This is a genomic window from Metabacillus sp. 22489 (genome assembly GCF_052044855.1).
GTDB lineage: Bacteria > Bacillota > Bacilli > Bacillales > Bacillaceae > Metabacillus > Metabacillus niabensis.
In genome coordinates, this window is the sequence record NZ_JBQENT010000024.1 from 1 (window position 1) to 22,472 (window position 22,472).

Annotated in this window: 21 protein-coding genes and 1 other RNA gene; 2 read left to right on the plus strand and 20 right to left on the minus strand. The window is 37.8% G+C overall.

Translation table 11 applies throughout. The annotated features are described in order from the left end of the window. Positions 1-226 precede the first annotated feature (226 nt). Positions 227-706 (minus strand): GNAT family N-acetyltransferase, encoded by a 480-nt coding sequence (locus ACTJJ9_RS14555; RefSeq protein ID WP_145582097.1) that lies wholly within the window; start codon positions 704-706, stop codon positions 227-229. 92 nt (positions 707-798) lie between these two features. After that, positions 799-1,908 carry a PQQ-dependent sugar dehydrogenase gene (locus tag ACTJJ9_RS14560; protein WP_095297215.1) on the minus strand — a complete coding sequence of 370 codons (1,110 nt, stop codon included), beginning with the start codon at positions 1,906-1,908 and terminating at the stop codon, positions 799-801. A gap of 535 nt (positions 1,909-2,443) precedes the next feature. Here ACTJJ9_RS14560 and ACTJJ9_RS14565 point away from each other — a divergent pair. Then, a complete protein-coding gene (locus tag ACTJJ9_RS14565; protein WP_095297213.1) occupies positions 2,444-2,899 on the plus strand; it encodes a hypothetical protein in 456 nt (151 codons plus the stop codon). Between the two features lie 167 nt (positions 2,900-3,066). Here the strand turns inward: ACTJJ9_RS14565 and ACTJJ9_RS14570 are convergent, their stop codons facing one another. From ACTJJ9_RS14570 to ACTJJ9_RS14580, 3 genes are all read right to left on the minus strand, one after another. Continuing rightward, the gene (locus ACTJJ9_RS14570) at positions 3,067-3,573 is read right to left on the minus strand and encodes a CBO0543 family protein (RefSeq protein ID WP_145582096.1); all 507 of its coding nucleotides are present in this window, start codon (positions 3,571-3,573) and stop codon (positions 3,067-3,069) included. Between the two features lie 199 nt (positions 3,574-3,772). Further along, positions 3,773-4,807 (minus strand): DUF3231 family protein, encoded by a 1,035-nt coding sequence (locus ACTJJ9_RS14575; protein WP_145582095.1) that lies wholly within the window; start codon positions 4,805-4,807, stop codon positions 3,773-3,775. 178 nt (positions 4,808-4,985) lie between these two features. Beyond that, positions 4,986-5,582: a CBO0543 family protein gene (locus ACTJJ9_RS14580; RefSeq protein WP_095297207.1), complete on the minus strand. Its 597-nt coding sequence runs from the start codon at positions 5,580-5,582 to the stop codon at positions 4,986-4,988. Between the two features lie 325 nt (positions 5,583-5,907). Between ACTJJ9_RS14580 and ACTJJ9_RS14585 the strand changes: the two genes are divergently transcribed. Further along, a complete protein-coding gene (locus ACTJJ9_RS14585) occupies positions 5,908-6,948 on the plus strand; it encodes an NAD(P)-dependent alcohol dehydrogenase (RefSeq protein ID WP_145582094.1) in 1,041 nt (346 codons plus the stop codon). A gap of 352 nt (positions 6,949-7,300) precedes the next feature. On the opposite strand, the gene ACTJJ9_RS14590 is transcribed toward ACTJJ9_RS14585, so the two are convergent. From ACTJJ9_RS14590 to ACTJJ9_RS14660, 15 genes are all read right to left on the minus strand, one after another. Then, entirely contained in the window at positions 7,301-8,050 is a 750-nt protein-coding gene (locus tag ACTJJ9_RS14590) for an ABC transporter permease (protein WP_095297204.1), read from the minus strand. Continuing rightward, a complete protein-coding gene (locus ACTJJ9_RS14595) occupies positions 8,051-8,812 on the minus strand; it encodes an ABC transporter ATP-binding protein (protein ID WP_440768701.1) in 762 nt (253 codons plus the stop codon). 166 nt (positions 8,813-8,978) lie between these two features. Continuing rightward, positions 8,979-9,323: a DUF1048 domain-containing protein gene (locus ACTJJ9_RS14600; protein ID WP_095297200.1), complete on the minus strand. Its 345-nt coding sequence runs from the start codon at positions 9,321-9,323 to the stop codon at positions 8,979-8,981. Between the two features lie 70 nt (positions 9,324-9,393). Then, on the minus strand, positions 9,394-9,714 hold the full coding sequence (locus ACTJJ9_RS14605; protein WP_095297199.1) for a PadR family transcriptional regulator: 321 nt from the start codon (positions 9,712-9,714) through the stop codon (positions 9,394-9,396). Between the two features lie 532 nt (positions 9,715-10,246). Continuing rightward, positions 10,247-10,609, minus strand: a transfer-messenger RNA (tmRNA) gene (gene ssrA, locus ACTJJ9_RS14610). A gap of 148 nt (positions 10,610-10,757) precedes the next feature. Next, a complete protein-coding gene (gene smpB / locus ACTJJ9_RS14615) occupies positions 10,758-11,228 on the minus strand; it encodes an SsrA-binding protein SmpB (protein WP_095297197.1) in 471 nt (156 codons plus the stop codon). 138 nt (positions 11,229-11,366) lie between these two features. Beyond that, the gene (gene rnr / locus ACTJJ9_RS14620; RefSeq protein ID WP_145582092.1) at positions 11,367-13,706 is read right to left on the minus strand and encodes a ribonuclease R; all 2,340 of its coding nucleotides are present in this window, start codon (positions 13,704-13,706) and stop codon (positions 11,367-11,369) included. Positions 13,707-13,718: 12 nt separating this feature from the next. Next, positions 13,719-14,459, minus strand: coding sequence for an alpha/beta hydrolase (locus tag ACTJJ9_RS14625; RefSeq protein WP_095297193.1), 741 nt, complete (start codon positions 14,457-14,459; stop codon positions 13,719-13,721). Between the two features lie 267 nt (positions 14,460-14,726). Next, complete coding sequence (gene secG, locus ACTJJ9_RS14630) at positions 14,727-14,960, minus strand: preprotein translocase subunit SecG (RefSeq protein ID WP_095297191.1); 234 nt, start codon at positions 14,958-14,960, stop codon at positions 14,727-14,729. 250 nt (positions 14,961-15,210) lie between these two features. Continuing rightward, positions 15,211-16,503, minus strand: a complete 1,293-nt coding sequence (eno, locus tag ACTJJ9_RS14635; protein WP_095297188.1) for a phosphopyruvate hydratase — start codon at positions 16,501-16,503, stop codon at positions 15,211-15,213. Positions 16,504-16,578: 75 nt separating this feature from the next. Next, on the minus strand, positions 16,579-18,114 hold the full coding sequence (gene gpmI, locus ACTJJ9_RS14640; RefSeq protein WP_145582091.1) for a 2,3-bisphosphoglycerate-independent phosphoglycerate mutase: 1,536 nt from the start codon (positions 18,112-18,114) through the stop codon (positions 16,579-16,581). Further along, positions 18,107-18,868 (minus strand): triose-phosphate isomerase, encoded by a 762-nt coding sequence (gene tpiA, locus ACTJJ9_RS14645; RefSeq protein ID WP_095297184.1) that lies wholly within the window; start codon positions 18,866-18,868, stop codon positions 18,107-18,109. Before tpiA ends, gpmI begins: the two co-directional genes overlap by 8 nt. Positions 18,869-18,968: 100 nt before the next feature. After that, positions 18,969-20,153 (minus strand): phosphoglycerate kinase, encoded by a 1,185-nt coding sequence (locus ACTJJ9_RS14650; RefSeq protein WP_145582090.1) that lies wholly within the window; start codon positions 20,151-20,153, stop codon positions 18,969-18,971. Between the two features lie 160 nt (positions 20,154-20,313). Then, a complete protein-coding gene (gap, locus tag ACTJJ9_RS14655; RefSeq protein WP_095297180.1) occupies positions 20,314-21,321 on the minus strand; it encodes a type I glyceraldehyde-3-phosphate dehydrogenase in 1,008 nt (335 codons plus the stop codon). A gap of 120 nt (positions 21,322-21,441) precedes the next feature. After that, entirely contained in the window at positions 21,442-22,461 is a 1,020-nt protein-coding gene (locus ACTJJ9_RS14660) for a sugar-binding transcriptional regulator (protein ID WP_095297177.1), read from the minus strand. Positions 22,462-22,472 lie beyond the last annotated feature (11 nt).

Genomic DNA, 22,472 nt, shown 5'->3' on the forward strand with positions numbered 1-22,472 from the left:
TCGCTGCTTGATTTCTCCTTCATAAAAAAGTTTAAATCTCTATAAATTTAAACTTTTTTTGAAGGCCACCAAGCGAAAGCGCGGTAGAAATCTGTGTCTATTTTCTTGACGTAGTATCAACATCTATTTCAACATTCATTCTTCAGCTGAATTTCTATAGCATAATTAAGGAGTGGTTATGTAACCACCCCTTTTTCTTGTCACTTTGTAGATGAAACACCTATAGTTACGTTAATTTCTTTATCAATTCGATCTCGTCCCTAATTGGTATACCTTCATTACCTATCAAAGGAATTTCAGGCTTTAATTTTCTGGCTTTCTCAACTGCATTGTTGATGATTTTCGATAGGATAAACCCACGTTTTTGATAAAACTTTAATGCTAGCAAATTATCATTTGTTGTAATAAGCTTTACAAGCTTACAATTTTCCTTGCTAGCAAGATTTTCAACCTCTTTAACAAGTAATGAACCTATTCCCTGTCCTTCTTTTACACTGTCTAATGAGATAATTTCACATTCGTTATTTTCAATAATATAAGTAATTAAGCCAACAATTTTATCTTTATCCTCTACAACAGCGAAGCCATCCAACGAACTACAATCATAGATTCCACTGGATATGACCATCTCTGGACTTCCCCAATGCTCCGTAAAAAAGTCAACAATTAAATGATTTGGTAAGTTCTTAACTTCAACTACATTCATTTTTCATTCTCCTCAACAAACGATCTTAGCATACTACTTTCTTCTTCGATATGTTATCTTCTTTTGTCAACTTAACGTTCTTTTCTTTTATGTTAATGTAATTGTGAAAGTGTAATTTTATAAAGCTTATCATCATTTTCTAGCGGGTTTCCTCTCCCATCTGTATTATTACTAATGAAATAAAGGGAGTTATCTTCAATTAGTACATCTCGAATTCTTCCAAGTCCAGCTATAGCTTCTCGTTGTTCACCTGTTTCAAGATTAAATTCTAATACAGCAGTACCTCTTAAAGCTGCTACGTACAATTTGTTATTATAAAAGTCCATTCCCGATGGTGCCCAAGTTGCTCCAGATCCAGAAGTAAATAACGGCGAAACCATCTCTTCCTTTTCCTCTTTACCTTCAATAATTGGCCAACCGTAATTTTTCCCTGCTTCAATTTGATTAATCTCATCATTTGCATCATTACCATGCTCACTTGCATATAACGTACCATCAGGTGACCATGTCATTCCTTGAGGATTACGATGACCAAAACTATAGATGTAGGAATCTTGAAACGGATTATCATTTGGAACCGTTCCATCAAGATTTATTCTAACTATTTTCCCACCTAATGAATGAGGATCCTGTGCAAGCTCCGGTTCATAGGCGTCACCTGTTGTTGCATAAAGCTTGTTATCTGGACCAATTTTCAGCCTTCCCCCATGATGATAAAAACCGCTTGGGACTTTATCAAGAAGCAATTTTTCTTCCTTCCAAACGTTCCCATTCAATCGAAGTGTTACGATTCGATTAAATTGCCCTGTACTATCTTCATATGAATAATACGCATAAGCAAGCTTTGATTGGGGAAAATCTGGTGCAAGCACAAACCCTAATAAGCCAGCCTCAGATGCTGTTGCAAGCTCTCTCTTAAGTTCTACGCTTTGCCGCTCGCTCTTACCATTCTCTATTTTAACGATAGATCCTGGTCTCTCTGTCAAATAAAATGTTTCTCCTTGTTTTTCGATAGACCAAGGAACGTCAAGATTTTCTGCAATTACTTCAACGTTTTCAGTGGATACTTGTCTGTTTTCCTGTTCGCGATTCTCCAGATCCATTGAAGAGCCTTGCTGCTCATCTCGAGAATTTTGTAGCTCATTTACGGAACATCCAACTGTTAAGGTTACAAACATAAATATAAGTAAGACATTTTTCATCAACAATGCTCCATTCCTTTCAACCTTAATTTCTCGAACTACTTTACCATTCAATTTCCTCGTTCTGTTAAGGCCCACTCTATCTGTTTATTACAGCATTTTCTCTTCTTAATCTTGGAATAAACCTATCGCTTGAGGATAACCATCATCGCTCTTTCCCTCAAGACAAAGCTTGGATACAGCACAAATTAGCAATCCTTACTATCCAAAATTTGTCACGAATATCCTTTTCCTTAAATTATAAACAATAAGAAAACACTTTCAATAACTAATCGAGTAACAATTGTTAGGAATAGCATGATTAATTATCCTATATGGCAACCTTTACAAAGATAAAGCGTGTTTATTCCAATACTAAAATCAAGTGGTTTCACAAAAATATTAAAAGCTTCACTCCATACATATAAAGGATTTGAAGCTTTAACTATTCTCTTATAATCGATCATTTTTCAATACTAATGAACTTTAATGAATACTCTAGCAATTAATGAGGAAATTAATATATATATTTATTTTTTCAATTAGGAGAAATATCATGACTATTATCTTTTTGTTAGTATCGTACTTAATTACCCTCCTTATTATCCTTTTTATGCCTAAACGATTAAACCGTCATGAGTTTTATTTTGCATTTCTTGCAGTCTCATTTCATACAATTTTTGCTGACCTACTCTTCGCTGACATATTGGATTTGTATGACTTAATGAAACAAAATGGTCCATCTTTTTCAGATTTAATGGTCCAAATAACATTACCTTTTCTTTTTGGGATATTGTATTTGAACTTTATGCCGATTGAGAAAAAGAAATTTTTACTCTATTTAACTTTTTGGGTTGTTTTCTCAGTCCTTTACGAGCAGCTTTCACGATATTTCGGTTACATTGAATATAAAGGGTGGAAAATAGTTTATTCGATACTCTTCTATATATACGCATGCATCTTTATGCGTTGGCATTATATGTTCATTAAGGAGGCTCTAAATAAAAAGTAGAGTCATTTCTATTTAGCATTTTTTTGTTAGAGGTCATTGTTCAACTGAGTACTTGAGGATTCATGATAAATGCTTTAAATTATAATAGCGAAGGTTGGGATTAAAGCTTATTTTGCGATTCCACAAATCATCTTTAATAAATTGTTCAAAGTGTATAAACTATACACTTATTTCATATCCGTCAATTTCACATCAAATATACTTAACAGCGCTCCTATAATGATGATTGATATAAGCCAAGCTAATAAAGGCCTTTTATGGTGAATCGGCAAAATAAAGAAAATGATTGCGGTAAATAAAACAGACCACCAAAAGTTCCACCCATTATGATATGTAATGAAGCCTAGCTTACTGTTAAAGTATTCAGCACTTATATAGATTCCAACCCATAATAAAAACCATAATAACCGTTTTAACCATCCATGAGGAAATCTCCCTAGATAAATTAATACCGTTGCAGAGTATGTTACGACCATAGCTAAAACCGTAATTGTTGTATGATTAGGTAAAACTAAATCATGAAATAACCACATCGTTTTTTTATAGAGGAGAAAATTATATAAAAAATCTCCAATGATAAAAAAAAGAATCGTTGAATAATACTGTTTCCAATTCCTCCAATCTCCCCATTTAAAACCCGCTATTATATAAAAAAAATTAATTAAAATATACATTGGATCAATCCTTTAAAATTAGTATTACTATACTCTCTAAATTCAAAGAAATTATAGAAATGTCACAAGCTTATCATTAGGTCATTTACATTAATGAAAATAGCCTTAATCCTGCTTGGATTAACGCTATTTTCATTAAAACAAAGAAAAATTGCTACCAAATAATAAATAACACAAACATTTAAATATTCGGGAAAATCTAATCAGATACTAATTTTCCTCTATCTGCAGCTGACGGAGCCTTTTCAAACCAGCCCTTATTAATATATATTTTTGCTGCATCTTGAACGAAAGCAGAATTTTTTATTAAAGCATTTGTATAGATTAGCCCAATATCATGCCTTCCATTTACAGCGAGTGCATTTCCAAACGTTCTTAATTTAATTGTGAACATATCCATTTTATGAAATAGCATGATTTTGTCCGAAAAAGGTGAAAAGGTAGATGAGGTGACTAAATCATCAAGTGAAGATGGTGATGGCAAATTTTCTTCATGAAGCTTTTTTATATAGTTCTCATTATTTTTTGTGATAATGTCTTTTCCTCTTTCAAACAATTTGCGAATCGCTTGGTCCTTTACTACTTGAGAAAATGCCATAATCAGTGCTTTACTCGTTGCATTATTTTCTAAAACATCGTATAGATGAGCAATTTCTAATGCGTGTAGTGGTCGAACATGCCCAAAATATCCATTTAAAAAATCCTCATGAACAAATTCCACCCTTTCAGGTACCGGAATCAATGGCGGCTTATTAATAAGACCTTTATTCATTAATATCTCTTTAATTTGTTCCATTAAATCCATTGTGGATTCCATACAATACCTAAAAAAGTCCTGGACATCCTTTCTGAAAACTAACGGAATAGCTACATTATAAATACTCATTCCTGCCTTTGATGTATATTTTAAATAATGGACATAAAATTCATCTTGGAATAAACGAGGTGCACCTAAATTGACATCTTCATCTGAAAATCCTTTAGGTATTGGGAAATTTTCTCGATTAAAAATATCAGTAGTTGTTTTTAGAAATTCTTCGCTTAATTTTAATGCATTTTCTAATAATGTTTTAATATCCTTATCCTCAACATGTTGTAGATAGTAGCTTAAGATGCATTTTGCCATACTATTTCCCATGTATGTCGCCCAAAGCTTACCCATTTCAGCAGAGGTTAATTTTTCTGTTATTTCTGTCTTATTTGATCCTAATTTAATTGGTTTCATCATATCCATAGTATCTTCCTTCATCTCATTTTTTTATAGTATCAGCCTTTCTTGTAGTTTATATTCTTTTCATTAAAGGTATAGATGTTTTAATTGTATTTAAGTAATCTGCATAACTAAATAACGATCCTTCGGTACCTGAAGCATCGCTACTCTATTGTTAAAAAGTCATTTGGCCAATCTCAATTTATTTAGAATATTTATGATAGAAACTCCATTTCTTTGTTTTAAGAAGCACTCCAAATATGTCACTTATCCATTTGGCTATAAGCCCTACAGCAACATACCCCCAAAATAGCATTAAAAAGTTCTCATTACCCCCAAAACGTAATAAACCAAATCCGACCATAAGTGGTTTAACAAAAAAGGCAAAGGCCACACAGAGAAGCAGCATCCAAATATAATAATTCTTCTCTTTGTTAATCGTATATTGGTAAAGAAGAATATAGGCTACAGGAACAAATGATGAATCAAGGGCAACACTAGCTGGAAGGGATGGAAGCATTTTATAAGGATATGTCCATAATCCCCTTAAGACTCCAAATGAATCGATAATAGCGAAGAAAACATGAACACTGTATCCATAAAACCCCAGTTGGAAAATTTTCCTTCTATCGATAAAGAGAATTAATAGTACTAAAGGAAGTAGAAACATCGCAAGAACAACCCAGAATTGCCAAGTAGATATATTAGAGTATTCGTGCCAATAATTTATCCACCGATCGCTTTGTTCAATCTCTGCCTTTCTAATCTGCTCTATTACTTTTAGTTGGTCTCCGTCCACAATATTTCCTCCTTTTTTTGATAGTATTCATTTATTCTTGAACGTTTATTCCTATTTAAAGCGGAGGAAATCTATTTATTCAAACAATTTTAAAATGTAGGTAGAGCAATCGACTATGTTGACAACTGTGATAAAAGCCAGATAAAAGCCAGTAATCAGAGGTTAAAAAAATGCTATCCAACCTCTTGACTTAGAGTTAACTATAAGGGTTAACATTGTTTTACAAGAGAAAAAAAAGATAGGAATGACTAAAGGGAAATCAACCTTAAAAGCTATACTCTGTAATCATTCTCTTGAAAGATATAAACTATAGGAGGTTTTATGAATGATAACTGCTAAAGCACGAGCTGTGGACGGACCAGACAAACCGTTTAGAGCTGCAGAAATTAAACGACGCGATCTTGATTCACATGATGTTCTGATTGAAATTAAATATGCAGGTATATGCCATTCTGACATTCACACTGCCCATGGAGAATGGGGTGCTGTAAACTATCCACTCGTACCTGGACATGAAATTGCAGGAATTGTCACAGAAATTGGTAGTGAGGTTACAAAGTACAAGGTCGGTGACCGTGTCGGGGTCGGATGTATGGTTGACTCCTGTGGTGAATGCGAAAATTGCCGTAAAGGAGAAGAACAATATTGTCTTAAAGGAAATATCCCTACATACGCTGGTGTTGACAAATACGGCGAGCCTACTCAAGGTGGCTATTCTACCCACATTGTTGTAACAGAGGATTTCGTAGTTAGAATTCCAGATAGCATTGAGCTTGATGTCGCAGCACCATTACTTTGTGCAGGTATTACGACATATTCGCCACTAAACCATTGGGGCGCTGGTCCAGGTAAGAAGGTAGCGGTCGTTGGCATGGGCGGTCTTGGTCATATGGCAGTCAAAATTGCCCATGCAATGGGTGCTGAAGTCACTGTACTGTCGCAATCATTGAAGAAAAAGGAGGATGGTTTGCAATTTGGCGCAAACAACTATTATGCCACAAGCGATCCAGAAACCTTCAAGAAACTTGTCGGAACTTTTGATTTAATTATTAACACGGTAAGTGCAAAGATTGACATCGATGCATATTTCTCATTACTCACTCTTGACGGAACACTTGTTAATGTTGGTGCTCCTGGCGAACCGTTGTCACTAAATGTAATGTCTCTCATCGGTCATCGCCGTTCATTTGCGGGGTCAATGATAGGAGGAATCCGTGAAACTCAGGAAATGTTAGACTTCTGTGCAAAACATAACATTACCCCTAAAATTGAAGTCATTTCGGCAGATCAAATTGACGAAGCTTACAAACGCGTGCTAGCTTCTGATGTGAAGTATCGATTCGTGATTGACACAAGTACAATGTAAACTTCGCAAATGATATTTTCTAATAGTCATTTTGAGGATGTCCAAAGGCTTAGCTTTTGAGACATCCTTTTGATATGTTTGCTATAAACTTAAAAAAGTCCTAGATCATTTCAGCACAATAATTTGTTAAGTTTTCCGATGATAAGCCTACCATTAAAAAATTTAAAATTATCTCTTCCATTTCCTCTAAAATTGTTTCGTTACTTTTATTTAGTAAACCTCTTGTACCTATTTCTATTCATGATTTTTTGACTTAAATCGAGCATATCTAACTTTAGTATTTTCCTTCAATTAAAAAACTATGAATCACATTCCAACTGACATGTAATCCATAGTTTCTTATGTTAAAGAATTATCCTAACTGGCGTTTAAAGACTTTACTTGCGAAGAAGTAAGCAATAATCATAATGCCGACGCACCAGACAAGAGCGATCCAGATACCATTGCCAACTGACCCTTCATACAAGAGAGCACGAATCGAGTTCACAATTGAAGTCACAGGCTGGTTCTCTGCGAACACACGGACAATTTTTGGCATCGTTTCTGTAGGGACAAATGCCGAACTGATAAACGGTAAGAAAATCAGCGGGTACGAGTAAGCTGTTGCCCCTTCCATAGACTTCGCAGTCAATCCAGGAATGACAGCTAACCATGTCAATGCCAGCGTAAACAGACCGAGTATCCCAGCTACAGCGAGCCAATCAAGGATATCCGCGCTAGAACGGAATCCCATCAAGAGTGCGACGAGGATAACCACTACAACCGTAAGCGCATTGGAAACAAGCGAGGTCAACACGTGAGCCCACAATACCGATGAGCGCTTAATAGGCATTGTAATGAAACGTGCCATCAGCCCGCTCTTTACATCATTAAACAGCCTCAGTGACGTGTATGCGACACCAGATGCGATAGCCATTAGCAATATTCCTGGCAATAAATAATTGACATAGTTATCTGTCCCTGTCTCTATTGCGCCGCCAAATACGTAGACAAATAGTAGCATCATCATAATCGGTGTAATCGCCACCGTAATAATTGTATCCGGGCTGCGCATGATATTGCGCATTAAACGTCCTAATAATACACCTGTTTTACTTTTCATTTATATCTCCTCCTTATTGCCGATGATTGCGAGAAAAATTTCTTCCAATGTCGGCTGCTTCTCGATATACTCCACTTTCGCCTGTGGGAACATCTTTTTGAGTTCAGTAAGTGTACCAGTCGTGATGATTTTTCCGCCATGCAGAATGGCGATACGATCCGCTAGTTGTTCCGCTTCCTCTAAGTACTGGGTCGTCAGCAAGATCGTTGTACCGCCGTTGGCAAGCTCCTTGACAGTATCCCAGACTTCAATCCGCGCTTCCGGGTCAAGCCCTGTCGTCGGTTCGTCGAGAAAAATGACTGATGGCGTCCCAATTAGACTCATGGCGATATCAAGCCGGCGCTTCATCCCTCCAGAATACTGATCCGCTCTGCGGTTAGCCGCTTCGGTAAGACTGAATCTTGCAAGCAGATTGTCGGCAACCTGAGTGGGATTAGAAACTCCACGTAACTTGGCGATCATTATTAGGTTTTCTCGCCCGCTAAGCATGCCATCTAAAGCCGAAAACTGCCCTGTCAGGCTGATGCTCTGACGAACATGGTCCGGTTGACGCTGTACATCAAATCCGCTAATTCCTACCTCACCGCCATCGGGCTTCATCAACGTCGAAAGGATGTTGACCGTTGTCGTCTTGCCCGCTCCATTAGAGCCGAGCAGTGCGAAAATTTCGCCACGTCGTACCTCAAAATCTACTCCCTTTAAAACTTCCTTGTCTTTAAACGATTTTTTTAACCCTTTTACAGAAATCACTGCATTACTCATGCTTTTTTCCTCCTTATAAATACGTAATCAGCTTGCCTATACCCCTCTATTTAGTCTCACTGATAATCTGTATTACTTAGTACTGGATTTAAAATATAACTGAATAACGAAGGTAGTAATACATTTGTAACCAGCTATTCAGTCGGTAGTATCTTTTGGTTTTATTTCATTTATTTTTTCCCAATCGCTTCATAATGCTCTGATTCAAATCTTCACGATACTTTGCGACATACGTTTTAGCGTTTGCTACTAGTTCGTCAGCAAAGGCAGCCACGTCGTCCCCAGTAATTTCCAGCACTTGTCTGCCTTCTGCCGCACCTGCTTCGAACAAATCGATTAGTTCATACTGCATGTGTAGCATATCCATCCCATTGCCAGATGAGAAATTCCACATGTAGTTTTGAATTTTCTTAAATACATACTGGTAATCCTCTGGAAGGGCTTCAACCCGTGCCATCATCATTTTGTACTCTTTTTTATCACCAATCATTTTTTTGAACATTTCCAACATATTATTTTTCCTCCTTTTTATTAAACTGAACAAGACACTCCATTAATATCTGACGGAATATCTTATGCAGTTAACTTGACTTCAAGACGTTGATTTTTGATGATACATAATCCCATTTTTCCCAAAACAATTCAAGCTCCTTGCGGCCAGCCTCATTAAGTGTGTAAAACTTGCGGGGTGGTCCCATATCTGACGGTTTTTTTTCAATGTTCACTAGTTTTTTCTTTTCTAATCGCACAAGGATAGTGTACACCGTCCCTTCCACAACTTCGGTAAACCCAAGATCGTTCAGTCTGCGGGTAATCTCATAGCCATAGGTTTCATGGCGGCTGATGATTTCTAGAACGCAGCCTTCTAATGAACCCTTCAGCATTTCCGTTAAATTTTCCATGTTCTGTGCCTCCTCTATTCTGTCTGACTTATATTCAGTATCACTTAGTACTGAGGAATATTTAATGAATAGCATTTTCAGGATATCCCGCTATTAAGTATTGCTTATTACAAGTACATTGTATCACCGAGTAGCGAAGGTGTCAACTTGATATTCTAAAAATATTTTAAACCAGCTATAGCTGATTTTCCTATTGAGCTTTTACAATTGATTATACTAATTGCTCTAACTCTCCTGTTAAAATTTCATCCTTATTGTTTAATGCAAAATATTCCTAAAACGTTTTGTATTTATCAAAAGGATTATTTGGTAGTAGCTCAAGCGGCAAAAGTAGAGTGGAATATGTCCGAGAAGTTGCGATAGATTTTTTCACTTTAACATCTTTCGTGTTACAAAGCATTGGGATTTGTCATTCTTAAAAATTATTTTGCACAGAAACATTTAATCGTATACGGAAAAAGCAACCCAATGGGAAAAACAAATAAATTGAGCTAAATATGCCTAAAATAAAAAAACCACCAAATTATGTATTTGGTGGAGACGGTGGGAATCGAACCCACGTCCAGAAATATCGCCACTTAAGCGTCTACGAGCGTAGTCGATATATTTGCGAATTCGCTAACTCTTATGCCTATCGACAGGCGTCGGAGCAGCTAGTCTGATTGGTCTCTTCCCTCATCCCCAGACGGAGGAATTAGGCGTAGTCCACTAAGAGTGAGTCCCTTACCCTACCACATGGACGATGGAGGGAGGAACAGCTAAGCAGTTATTAAGCTGCTAAAGCTAAGTTATTGTTAGATTTGCCAGTTATTATTGGCGTGACGTTTTTACGAAGACGATCCCTTCGGCCCGCAACCTAAGCTCGATCTACCCCTGTCGAATCCGTAACGTCCCCATGATAAGCCGTATATACCAGCTAGGGAATACGGGAGAAAAAAGAGTAAATAAGCTTAATTGCTTATGAAGTTTTTATGTTTGTAAGTGACTGTCTTACAAAATCTATTATAACAAACATGGACAAAAATGCAATTGTAAGGTTTTTCCTAATAATCTTTTTGACGTTCTCTAAAGGCACGTTCGATGTCACGTTTAGCTTCTTTTTTCTTTAAGTCCTCACGCTTATCGTATTTCTTTTTCCCTTTACCAAGACCGATTAATACCTTTGCATAACCGTTCTTAATATACATTTTTAATGGGACGAGTGTATAGCCTTCTTCCTTCGTTACCCCAATAAGTTTCGCTATTTCCTTTTTATGCAACAGCAATTTTCTAGTTCGTAACGGATCGTGATTATATCGGTTCCCTTGTTCATACGGACTAACGTGCATATTGTATAAGAATACTTCACCACGTTCAATTCGAGCATAGGAATCCTTTAAATTCGCGCGGCCATTACGAATTGATTTAATTTCAGTACCTTGAAGGACAATGCCAGCTTCATATGTTTCTTCAATTGCAAAATCATGATTCGCTTTTTTGTTTTGAGCGACGGTTTTTCCCATTCCTTTAGGCATTGTTATTCCTCCCTTCATTACGAAGTCTTGTGCGATAGCTTCTATTTTAACAAAAAATGGGCGGATACTCAATATTTATGCAATTTCTCAAATCACTAAACAAAGCTGACACTTATCTGTGCCAGCTTTGGATTCAAACTAACGCTTCTTCTTTTTCCGCTTCGCTTTTGGTGCGTTTTCAAAATGCTTTTTCTTCTTTTTCCGAGGTGGCCGTGTTGACCATTCCTCATTCTCAGAGGTCTTGCCACCGCCACGGCTTTTGCTTTGGCTTCCATTACGTCCACCCTTGCCTGCGATAATCACCTTTTTTATTTCCTTCTCAGGTCGTCTTCTCGTACCCTTCATGCCAACTATTTCAAAATCAATCGAACTTTCATCCTTGTTGACATTCACAACGCGGACTGTAATTTCATCGCCAATTCTGTAGACATTACCTGTGCGTTCACCAATCATCGCGTAATGCTTTTCATCATAGCGATAATAATCGTCTGTCATATAGCTAACGTGGACTAGTCCCTCGATTGTATTAGGCAGCTCAACAAACATTCCGAAGTTTGTCACTGAACTGATCATTCCATCATATTCCTCACCAATTTTATCAAGCATGAATTCAGCCTTTTTCAGCTCATCTGTCTCACGCTCTGCTTCAACCGCTCTTCGTTCCATATTGGAAGCATGCTCAGCAATATTCGGAAGACTATCTGCCCATTTTGAACGAGTTTCCTCATCAACCTTTCCTTCAATTAAATAAGTTCGAATTAAACGATGAACGATTAAGTCTGGATAACGGCGAATTGGTGATGTAAAATGCGTGTAAAATTCAGTTGATAATCCGAAGTGACCAAGACTTGCCGGGTCATATTTAGCTTGCTTCATTGAACGAAGCATCACCGTTGAAATTACCGTTTCCTCTGGTGTCCCTTGTACTTCCTCTAAAATATTTTGGAGGGCACGTGGATGAATGTCATTTGCCGTTCCTTTGACTGTATAGCCAAAATTCGTAATAAACTCAAGGAATCGTTGTAGCTTTTCCTTATTCGGATCCTCATGGATACGATAAATAAATGGAACATTCATCCAATGGAAATGCTCGGCAACAGTTTCATTTGCAAGAAGCATAAATTCTTCAATAAGACGCTCAGCAACTGAACGTTCGCGAATGACAACATCATAAGGATTTCCTTCCTTATCAACTAATACCTTTGCTTCTTTAAAATCAAAGTCAATCGCTCCACGATTCATCCGTTTTGTGCGAAGAATTTGCGCAAGCTCTCCCATTTGCTCAAACATTGGGACAAGCGCTTCATACTTTTTCATAACCTCTTCATCACGATCTTCTAGGATTTTTCTCACATCTGAATAGGTCATTCTTTCTGTCGTTTTTATGACACTTTGGAAAATATCATGCTTTACGACAGTCCCAGTTTCATCAATTTCCATTTCACATGATAATGTTAAACGATCGACCTTAGGATTTAATGAACAAATGCCATTAGAAAGGCGATGTGGAATCATTGGAATAACACGGTCTACAAGATAGACACTTGTCCCACGCTCTAATGCTTCCCTGTCAATTGGTGAGTTTTCTGTCACATAGTGACTAACATCAGCAATGTGAACTCCTAGCTTATAGTGGCCATTTTCTAGTTTTTGTACGGTTACAGCATCATCTAAATCCTTTGCATCAGCGCCATCGATCGTTACAATGACTTCATTTCGCAAATCTCGACGTCCCTTTAAATCATCCTCATGAATTGTATCAGGTACATCATTTGCCTGCTGTAGCGCTTCTTCAGGAAAAAGTCCAGGTAGGCCATGCTTATGAATTACCGATAAGATATCAACACCTGGATCATTTTTATGACCTAAAATTTGAATAACTTCTCCTTCAGCACTCATACGTCCTTCTGGATATGTCGTTAGTTTCACAACAACTTTATGCCCTTCAATCGCACCATTTGCTGCATTTTTCGGGATGAAGATATCATTGATGATCTTTTTATCATCTGGAATGACAAATCCGAAGTTTTTACTTTCTGTATATGTCCCAACGACTTCCTTCACACCACGTTCGATAATCCGGATGACGGTTCCTTCCTGTCTTGAGCCTGACGTTTCCGCACTTACTCTAACAAGAACGGTATCTCCATGCATCGCTGTTTTCAGCTCAGTTGGTGGTATAAATACATCATCAAGACTCGGATCCTCCGGATCTAAAAACGCAAAGCCCTTCGCATGACCTATCAGCTTTCCTTTTAATAAGTTCATTTTCTCCGGTAAGCCGTAACGATTGCTTCTTGTTCTTACAACAAGCCCTTGGTCTTCCATCGCAACTAACGCTTTGACAAAATCTTTAAATTCCGCCGAATCTTCTATTCCGAAGGCTTCTTCAAGCTCCTGAACAGTTAACGGTTTATACGCTTCTTCCTTCATGAATGCAAGAAGCTTATCTATATGTACTTTAATTTCCGACTCCATTAAAATCCTCCTTTACCAGTTAAGTTTTTCTAAAAATTGATACACATCCTCGTGTAACAAGTCACGTTCCTTATCTAATGTAATAACATGGCCTGATTCCTCATACCACTTTAGTTCCTTTTGGATTGTTTCGACTTCATTATAAATAATATTTGCACTATCTGTATTAATCATGTGGTCATGTCGTGCTTGCGCTACAAATGTCGGTGCATAAATCATATCAACATTTTTCCGAACATCTGCAATAAGCTCCTGTAAAGCTTTTAATGTATTCATCGGAGTTTTTGCAAATTCCTTCATTTCTTCCTCGATTACTTCAGGTGATTTCCCTTCAAACTTCTTATAATTTCTCGCATAATCAAGGACACCTTGGTACATCACTTCTTCACTTTTGATGTACATCGGTGCACACATTGGAATAACCGCCTTTACAGGTACAGTGTAGCCTAATTTTAGCGAAAACACACCGCCTAATGATAAGCCACACACTGCAATTTGTTCAAACCCTAGATTTTTTAAATGCTCATAGCCTTCCATCACATCCTGCCACCAATCTTCCGGACCTGTATGAACTAGCTCCTCAGGTGGAACACCATGTCCTTTATATTGTGGGGCATGACAAGTATAGCCACGTTCATTTAAGAAGCGTGCAAGCATCCGAACGTCTGCTGTATTTCCTGTAAAGCCGTGTAATAATAATATTGCCTTTTCTCCGCCTTCAAATGTAAATGGTTTTGGTAAAACTCTTTTCATCACCTGTAACTCCTTTTACTAATTTCATTTAGTTTATCCTTTACATGCTTGGAATAGTCGATTTCGTATTATGTATCCTCTTATTATTTAAGCAAATGTTTTCCGGTTGTACCAAATTAATGCTTGAAAGATGCATGAAGCTCCCTTCTTAGCTTAATGAGAATTCTTCAACGCTTTAAGCAGCATATGACAATCGGAGCAAAACACATTCCCTGCTTCTTAGCTATTAAAAAAAGAGTCTGATACTTCAGACCCTTTGTTCGACCATTATCCAACGATATATGCTACTAGTATTGTTAATACAAAAAATAGCACAGCTAAAACAATCGTAATACGGTGTAAAATCAAATCAAGACCACGAGCCTTTTGTTTTCCAAAAAGCTGTTCTGCACCACCTGAGATGGCACCTGATAACCCAGCGCTTTTACCTGATTGTAATAAAACAACGGTAATGAGTGCAATTGAGACTAAAACAAGTAGGATAATTAATGCTGTATGCATGAAAAGACACCTCCTGATATACGCACAAGTAGATAGTTTAAATGTATCATAAATGGAAGAGCTTCACAATAGAAGTTTATTTTCCTAATGCGAATTCGCATGAACTTCAAAGAGAGTAAAATTAATTTTTGCGCATTTTTAATGGATCCATTGATTTGAACTATCAATTTATATCCTAACTGTTAAGAGCTCTTATTTACGCATAAAAAAACGGAACTACTTTAAGCAGTTCCGTTTTTCATATCTCAACTTATTTTTTTAAGTTATAGAAAGTTTTGATGCCATCATATTTTGCAGAATCAGCCAATTGATCTTCGATGCGAAGAAGTTGGTTGTATTTTGCAACACGGTCTGTACGTGATGGAGCACCAGTTTTGATTTGACCAGCGTTTGTTGCTACAGCGATGTCAGCGATTGTGCTGTCTTCAGTTTCACCAGAGCGGTGAGAGATAACTGCTGTGTAGCCAGCGCGTTTTGCCATTTCGATTGCATCGAAAGTTTCAGTAAGTGTACCGATTTGGTTCACTTTGATTAGGATTGAGTTACCAATTCCTTTTTCGATACCTTCAGAAAGTTTCTTAGTGTTTGTAACGAATAAGTCGTCACCAACAAGTTGAACCTTTCCACCAATACGTTCAGTTAATAATTTATGACCTTCCCAGTCGTTTTCATCTAAACCGTCTTCGATAGAGATGATTGGGTATTTGTTCGCCATTTCTTCATACCAGTCAACCATTTCAGCAGATGTTTTAACAACACCTTCACCTGAAAGATGGTATTTACCGTCTTCTTTGTTATAGAACTCAGAAGATGCAGCATCCATTGCAAGCATAACTTGTTCGCCTGGCTTGTAACCAGCTTTTTCGATTGCTTCGATGATTGTTTGGAAAGCTTCTTCGTTTGATCCTAGGTTAGGAGCGAAACCACCTTCATCACCTACAGCAGTGTTAAGACCTTTTTCTTTAAGAACTGATTTTAAAGTATGGAAAATTTCTGCTCCCATACGTAGTGCTTCACGGAAGTTTTCAGCACCAACAGGCATGATCATGAATTCTTGGATATCAACGTTGTTATCCGCATGCTCTCCACCGTTTACGATGTTCATCATTGGAACTGGTAGAGTTTTTGAGTTGAATCCACCAAGGTATTGATATAAAGGAACTTGTAGGTAATCTGCAGCTGCACGAGCACATGCGATTGAAACACCAAGAATTGCGTTTGCACCTAATTTTCCTTTGTTTTCTGTACCGTCAAGCTCGATTAAAGCTTGGTCAATTGCGTTTTGTTCTGTTACTTCGAAACCGATTAATTCTGGAGCGATTAATTCGTTAACGTTTTTAACAGCAGTTAAAACACCTTTTCCTAAATAACGGCTTTTGTCACCGTCACGAAGCTCAACTGCTTCATATTCACCAGTTGATGCACCAGATGGTACTAATGCGCGACCAAATGCGCCTGATTCAGTGTGTACTTCAACTTCAACTGTTGGGTTACCGCGAGAGTCTAATACTTCACGAGCATATACGTCTACAATGTATGGCATATTGTTTAATCTCCTTTTTTATTATAAATTTTTGCTTTTTCTGCATTCGGCGGCCGACCGTTTGCTTTGTTTCAATTACTTTTTAATAAGTGATGTTCCAGTCATTTCAACTGGTTTTTCAACATTTAGTAAATCTAGCATTGTTGGTGCTAAATCTCCTAAAATTCCGCCGTCACGAAGGGTAACGCCCTCTTCTGTTACGATGACAGGAACAGGGTTTGTTGTATGAGCTGTCATTGGCTCACCTTCTAATGTGACAACTTCATCAGAGTTACCATGGTCAGCTGTAATAATGGCTTTACCGCCTTTCGCAAGTATCGCATCTACAACCTTTCCAAGGCATTCATCAACTGTTTCGATTGCTTTAATCGTTGGCTCGAGCATTCCCGAGTGTCCAACCATATCTGGATTAGCAAAGTTTAGAAGGATTGCATCAAACTTGTCTGAAGCAATTGCTTCAAGTAACGCGTCCGTTACTTCATAAGCGCTCATTTCAGGCTTCAAGTCATAAGTTGCAACCTTTGGTGAATCGATAAGGATTCGCTCTTCACCAGGGAATTTTTCTTCACGTCCACCACTCATGAAGAATGTAACGTGAGGATACTTTTCCGTTTCCGCAATACGAAGTTGAGTTAAGTTATTTTGTGATAATACCTCACCAATTGTATTATCTAAGTTTGTTGGCTTAAACGCAACATATCCGTTTACTGTTTCACTAAAATGTGTAAGACAAACGAAATGCAAATGTTTTGGATGTTTTTCACCACGGTCAAATGAACGGAAATCTTCATTTGTAAACGTGTTTGAAATTTGAATTGCTCTATCAGGACGGAAATTATAGAAAATAACCGCATCGTTATCACTGATTGTAGCAACTGGTGATCCGTCTTCTTTTGTAATAACAGAAGGAAGAACGAATTCATCGTAGATACCGTTGTTATAAGAGTCTTCCACACATTCCAGTGCTGTTTTGTATGAAGGACCTTCACCGTATACCATTGCACGGTATGACTTTTCTACACGATCCCAGCGCTTATCACGGTCCATAGAGTAATAACGGCCTGATAATGTCGCAATTTCACCGACACCATATTCTTTGATTTTTTCTTGAAGCTCATTCAAATAAATTTTCGCAGTTTTTGGACCTACATCACGGCCATCAAGGAAGCCATGGATATAGACATTTTCTACACCCTCTTTTGCAGCAAGGCGAAGAAGGGCATATAAATGATGAATATGACTATGTACTCCACCATCTGATAGTAAGCCAAAAATATGAAGGTTTGTCCCATTTTGCTTCACATGGTTAATAGCAGCTGTGAACGTTTCATTCTTTTCGAATTCACCTTCACGGATTGCCACGTTTACACGAGTTAAGCTTTGATAGACAACTCGTCCTGCTCCAATATTTAAATGACCTACTTCTGAGTTCCCCATTTGACCTTCTGGAAGTCCTACCGCTTCACCAGATGCTGTTAATTGTGCATGTGGATATTGATTCCAATAACGGTCAAAGTTAGGTTTTTTCGCTTGTGCAACAGCGTTACCTTTCACTTCGTCACGACAAGCAAATCCATCAAGGATAATTAATGCTACAGGTGATTTACTCATTGTTACTAGCCTCCAAAAGCTGAAGGAAGGATTGTGCTTCTAAGCTTGCGCCACCAACTAATGCACCATCGATATCAGATTGTGCCATATATTCTTTGATGTTTTCAGGTTTTACACTTCCACCGTATTGAATACGAACAGCCTCAGCAACATCACTTGAAAATTGTTCAGCAACAACTTTACGGATGTGTGCACAAACTTCATTCGCATCTTCAGCTGATGAAGATTTTCCAGTTCCAATTGCCCAAATTGGTTCATAAGCGATAACAGTTTGCTTCACTTGGTCATCAGATAACCCTTGAAGTGCTTTTTTCACTTGGTCACCAACTAGCTCATTTGTTTTACCTGCTTCGCGCTCTTCAAGCGTTTCACCACAGCAAACAATTGGAGTTAATCCGTGTTTAAATGCAGCTAATGTCTTTTTGTTTACAGTTTCATCTGTTTCAGCAAACATTTCGCGACGCTCAGAGTGTCCTAAAATAACATAGCTAACATCTAAATCCTTTAATGCTACTGGACTGATTTCTCCAGTAAATGCACCACTTTCCTCGAAATGCATGTTTTGTGCACCGATTTTTAGGTCACTGCCTTTCACTTGTTGTACAAGGCTTTCTAAAAATAGTGCAGGCGCACATACAACAGAGTCAACATGATCTGCGTTTGGTACTAGACCTTTTACTTCTTCAACAAAGCTTTTCGCTTCAGAAGCAACTTTGTTCATTTTCCAGTTACCAGCAATAATTGGTTTTCTCATGTTTACACCTTCCTTTTCATATGAAATTGCAGAATGAGAATAAGATGTCGCGACTAATCTTACTTTTCCTTTCCTGCAATTTCATCATAACATAATTATCTTATTTATCGTTTAATGCAACGACACCTGGAAGCTCTTTTCCTTCCATGAACTCAAGAGAAGCTCCACCACCAGTAGAAATATGGCTCATCTTATCTGCTAAACCAAATTTTTCTACAGCAGCAGCTGAATCTCCTCCTCCAATGACAGAGTATGTACCTTCTGCCTCAGCAAGCGCTTCTGCAACAGCTTTTGTACCATTTGCAAATGCATCAAGTTCAAATACACCCATTGGTCCGTTCCAAATAACTAATTTTGATTTTTTAATAACATCTGCGTAAATTTCGCGAGTTTTTGGACCTGCATCAAGACCTTCCCAATCACTTGGAATGCTATCTACTGGAACAACTTTGATGTTTGCATCGTTTGAGAAATCATCCGCAACAACAACATCAACTGGCATATAGAAATTAACGCCTTTTTCCTTCGCTTGTTCAAGGAATGATTTAGCTAAATCAATTTTATCTTCTTCAAGAAGTGATTTACCAACATCATGTCCAAGAGATTTGATGAACGTATATGCTAGTCCACCACCAATGATTAAGTTATCAACTTTATCAAGAAGGTTTTGGATAACACCGATTTTGTCTTTTACTTTCGCTCCACCGATAATTGCAGTGAATGGACGTTCTGGATTTGAAAGAGCCTTTCCTAATACTTCAAGCTCTTTTTCCATTAAGAAGCCTGCAACAGCTGGAATATGCTTTGCAATTCCTTCAGTTGAAGCATGTGCACGGTGTGCAGCACCAAATGCATCATTTACATAAATATCAGCTAAATCAGCAAATGCTTTTGCAAGCTCAGGATCGTTCTTTTCTTCACCTGGATAGAAACGAACGTTTTCTAATAGAAGAATGCCACCCTCTTCAAGCTTAGCAATCTCAGCCTTAACAGTGTCGCCATATGCTTCATCAGTTTTCACAACGTTTTTACCTGAAAGAGCTTGTAGTTTTTCAGCAACTGCATTTAAGCGCAATTCTTCAACAACTTCACCATTCGGACGTCCTAAATGGCTAGCTAAAACAACCTTTGCACCTTGCTCTGTAAGGTACTCAATTGTTGGTAAAGCTGCACGAATACGTGTATCATCTGTCACTTGTCCATCCTTCATCGGTACGTTAAAATCAACGCGACAAAAGACGACTTTTCCTTTTACATCAATGTCTTTCACTGATTTTTTATTCATGAAAAGCCCTCCATTTTATCAATGCTCTAAAAGCGCCTTTTTCTTCGTAGACTTGCCTAAGCAGCTAGACACCTTCACATGTTCTTTTTTCCCTTAGTTCGAAACAAAACAAGGAAAGGGGATGGTCCCCTTTCCCCATTTTCTTACTTATTTATAAGAATTAAAGTCCTTTTGAAGCGATGTAAGCAGCTAAGTCAACTACACGGTTAGAGTAACCAGTTTCGTTATCGTACCAAGAGATAACTTTAACCATTTTACCTTCCATAACCATTGTTGATAAAGCATCGATTGTAGAAGAGTTTGTGTTACCGTTGTAGTCACCAGATACTAGTGGCTCTTCGCTGTAACCAAGAACTCCTTGTAAATCGCCTTCTGCTGCTTCTTTAAGAGCTGCGTTTACTTCTTCAACAGTTACTTCTTTGTCTAACTCAGCAACTAAGTCAACTAAAGAAACGTTTGGAGTTGGAACACGAACTGCTCCACCATTTAATTTACCTTTTAATTCAGGTAATACTAGAGATACCGCTTTAGCAGCACCAGTTGAAGTTGGAATCATGTTTTCAGCTGCTGCACGAGCACGACGGTAGTCTTTATGTGGTAAATCTAAGATTTGTTGGTCATTTGTGTATGAGTGAATAGTAGTCATCATACCACGGTTGATACCGAATTTATCGTTTAATACTTTAGCAAATGGAGCTAAGCAGTTAGTAGTACAAGATGCATTAGAAATTACATCGTGGCTAGCTGCATCGTATTTATCTTCGTTAACACCCATAACGATTGTGATATCTTCGTCACTTGCTGGTGCAGAGATGATAACTTTTTTAGCGCCTGCTTCTAAGTGTTTTGCAGCGTCAGCACGTTTTGTGAAGAATCCAGTAGATTCAACAACGATTTCAACGCCTTGTGCACCCCATGATAATTTCGCTGGGTCACGCTCAGCAGAAACTGTGATTGTTTTACCGTCAACAACTAGGTTGTTTCCGTCAACAGAAACCTCTGCATCTAATTTTCCGTGTACAGAATCATATTTTAAAAGATGAGCTAACATGTTAGCATCTGTTAAGTCGTTAACTGCAACAACCTCAACGTTAGGATTTTTTAAAGCTGCACGGAATACATTACGACCAATACGACCAAAACCATTAATACCAACTTTTACTGCCATGTTTAATTTCCTCCTTTAAATTTGTTCAAACATATATTAACATTTGAACGCTTTATTACTTAGTGTGTTCATTTTCCTGGAAAAATTACATAAGAAATGAACGTTTATAATTAGGGATGATTAATCCCTTATTAACGCGTTTGCTGCACCTTCATCTGTAATAAGGACAGATGCTAATGCTTGTTTCATATAGGCTTTAATTGCTTTTGCCTTTGAAGCTCCTCCTGCTACTGCAATAACATTTGGCATCTCTTCAATGTCGTCTAGCTGGATCCCTACTGTTTGAACTTTATGTACGATTTTTCCCTCTTGGTCAAAGTAATAGCCAAATGCTTCAGCAACCGCATTGCCCGCTTCAATTTTACGAAAATCCTTCTCAGGAGTTCTGCGACGTTCCGCCATTGTTTTAGCGTCTCCTATTCCATGAATAACCATACTTGAGGATTTCATCATCGTTAAAAGCTCTTTAATTGAGGGCTCCTCAATAATTGATTGATAAGCTTCCATACTAAGCTGATCAGGTACATGCAGGAGCCTATAATTCCCGCTAGCACGCTCGGCCATCTTAGCACAGATTGTGTTTGCTTGATTTTCCACTGTCTCACCTAATCCACCACGCGCCGGAACAAAGAGAATTTCACGATTTTTACTATCTGGAGTCATCATTTCGGCTACTGCAGCAAGGGTTGTGCCTCCAGTAACAGCGATAATATTATCACTGCTTAATCGCTTTTTAATGCATGAAACACACGCTCTTCCCATATCCTTTTTGACCCATGGAGAATGATCACTATCTCCAGAAACAACAATGACCTTTTCTAGCTTAAACTTTTCTTTAAGTGTTGATTCAAGAACCGTTAAACCTAAAACATCCTTCATCATTTCCTCGAGAGACTTTAATAGTGATTTCCCGTCCTTTGTTAAGCTCATCCCAGAGACTTGAATATCAATTAATTTTTGATCCTTCAAAAATTGTACTTCATTTCTAAGAATTCGTTCGCTTAAACCGAGACTTGTAGAGAGACTTCTGCGTCCAATCGGCTGCATCAATCGAATGTATTGTAAAATTTGATAGCGTTTTTGCATAACCTCCAAAAGATCAGGCAATAATTTTTTTTGTACTTCTATTAATGATATCATTATTTGCTATC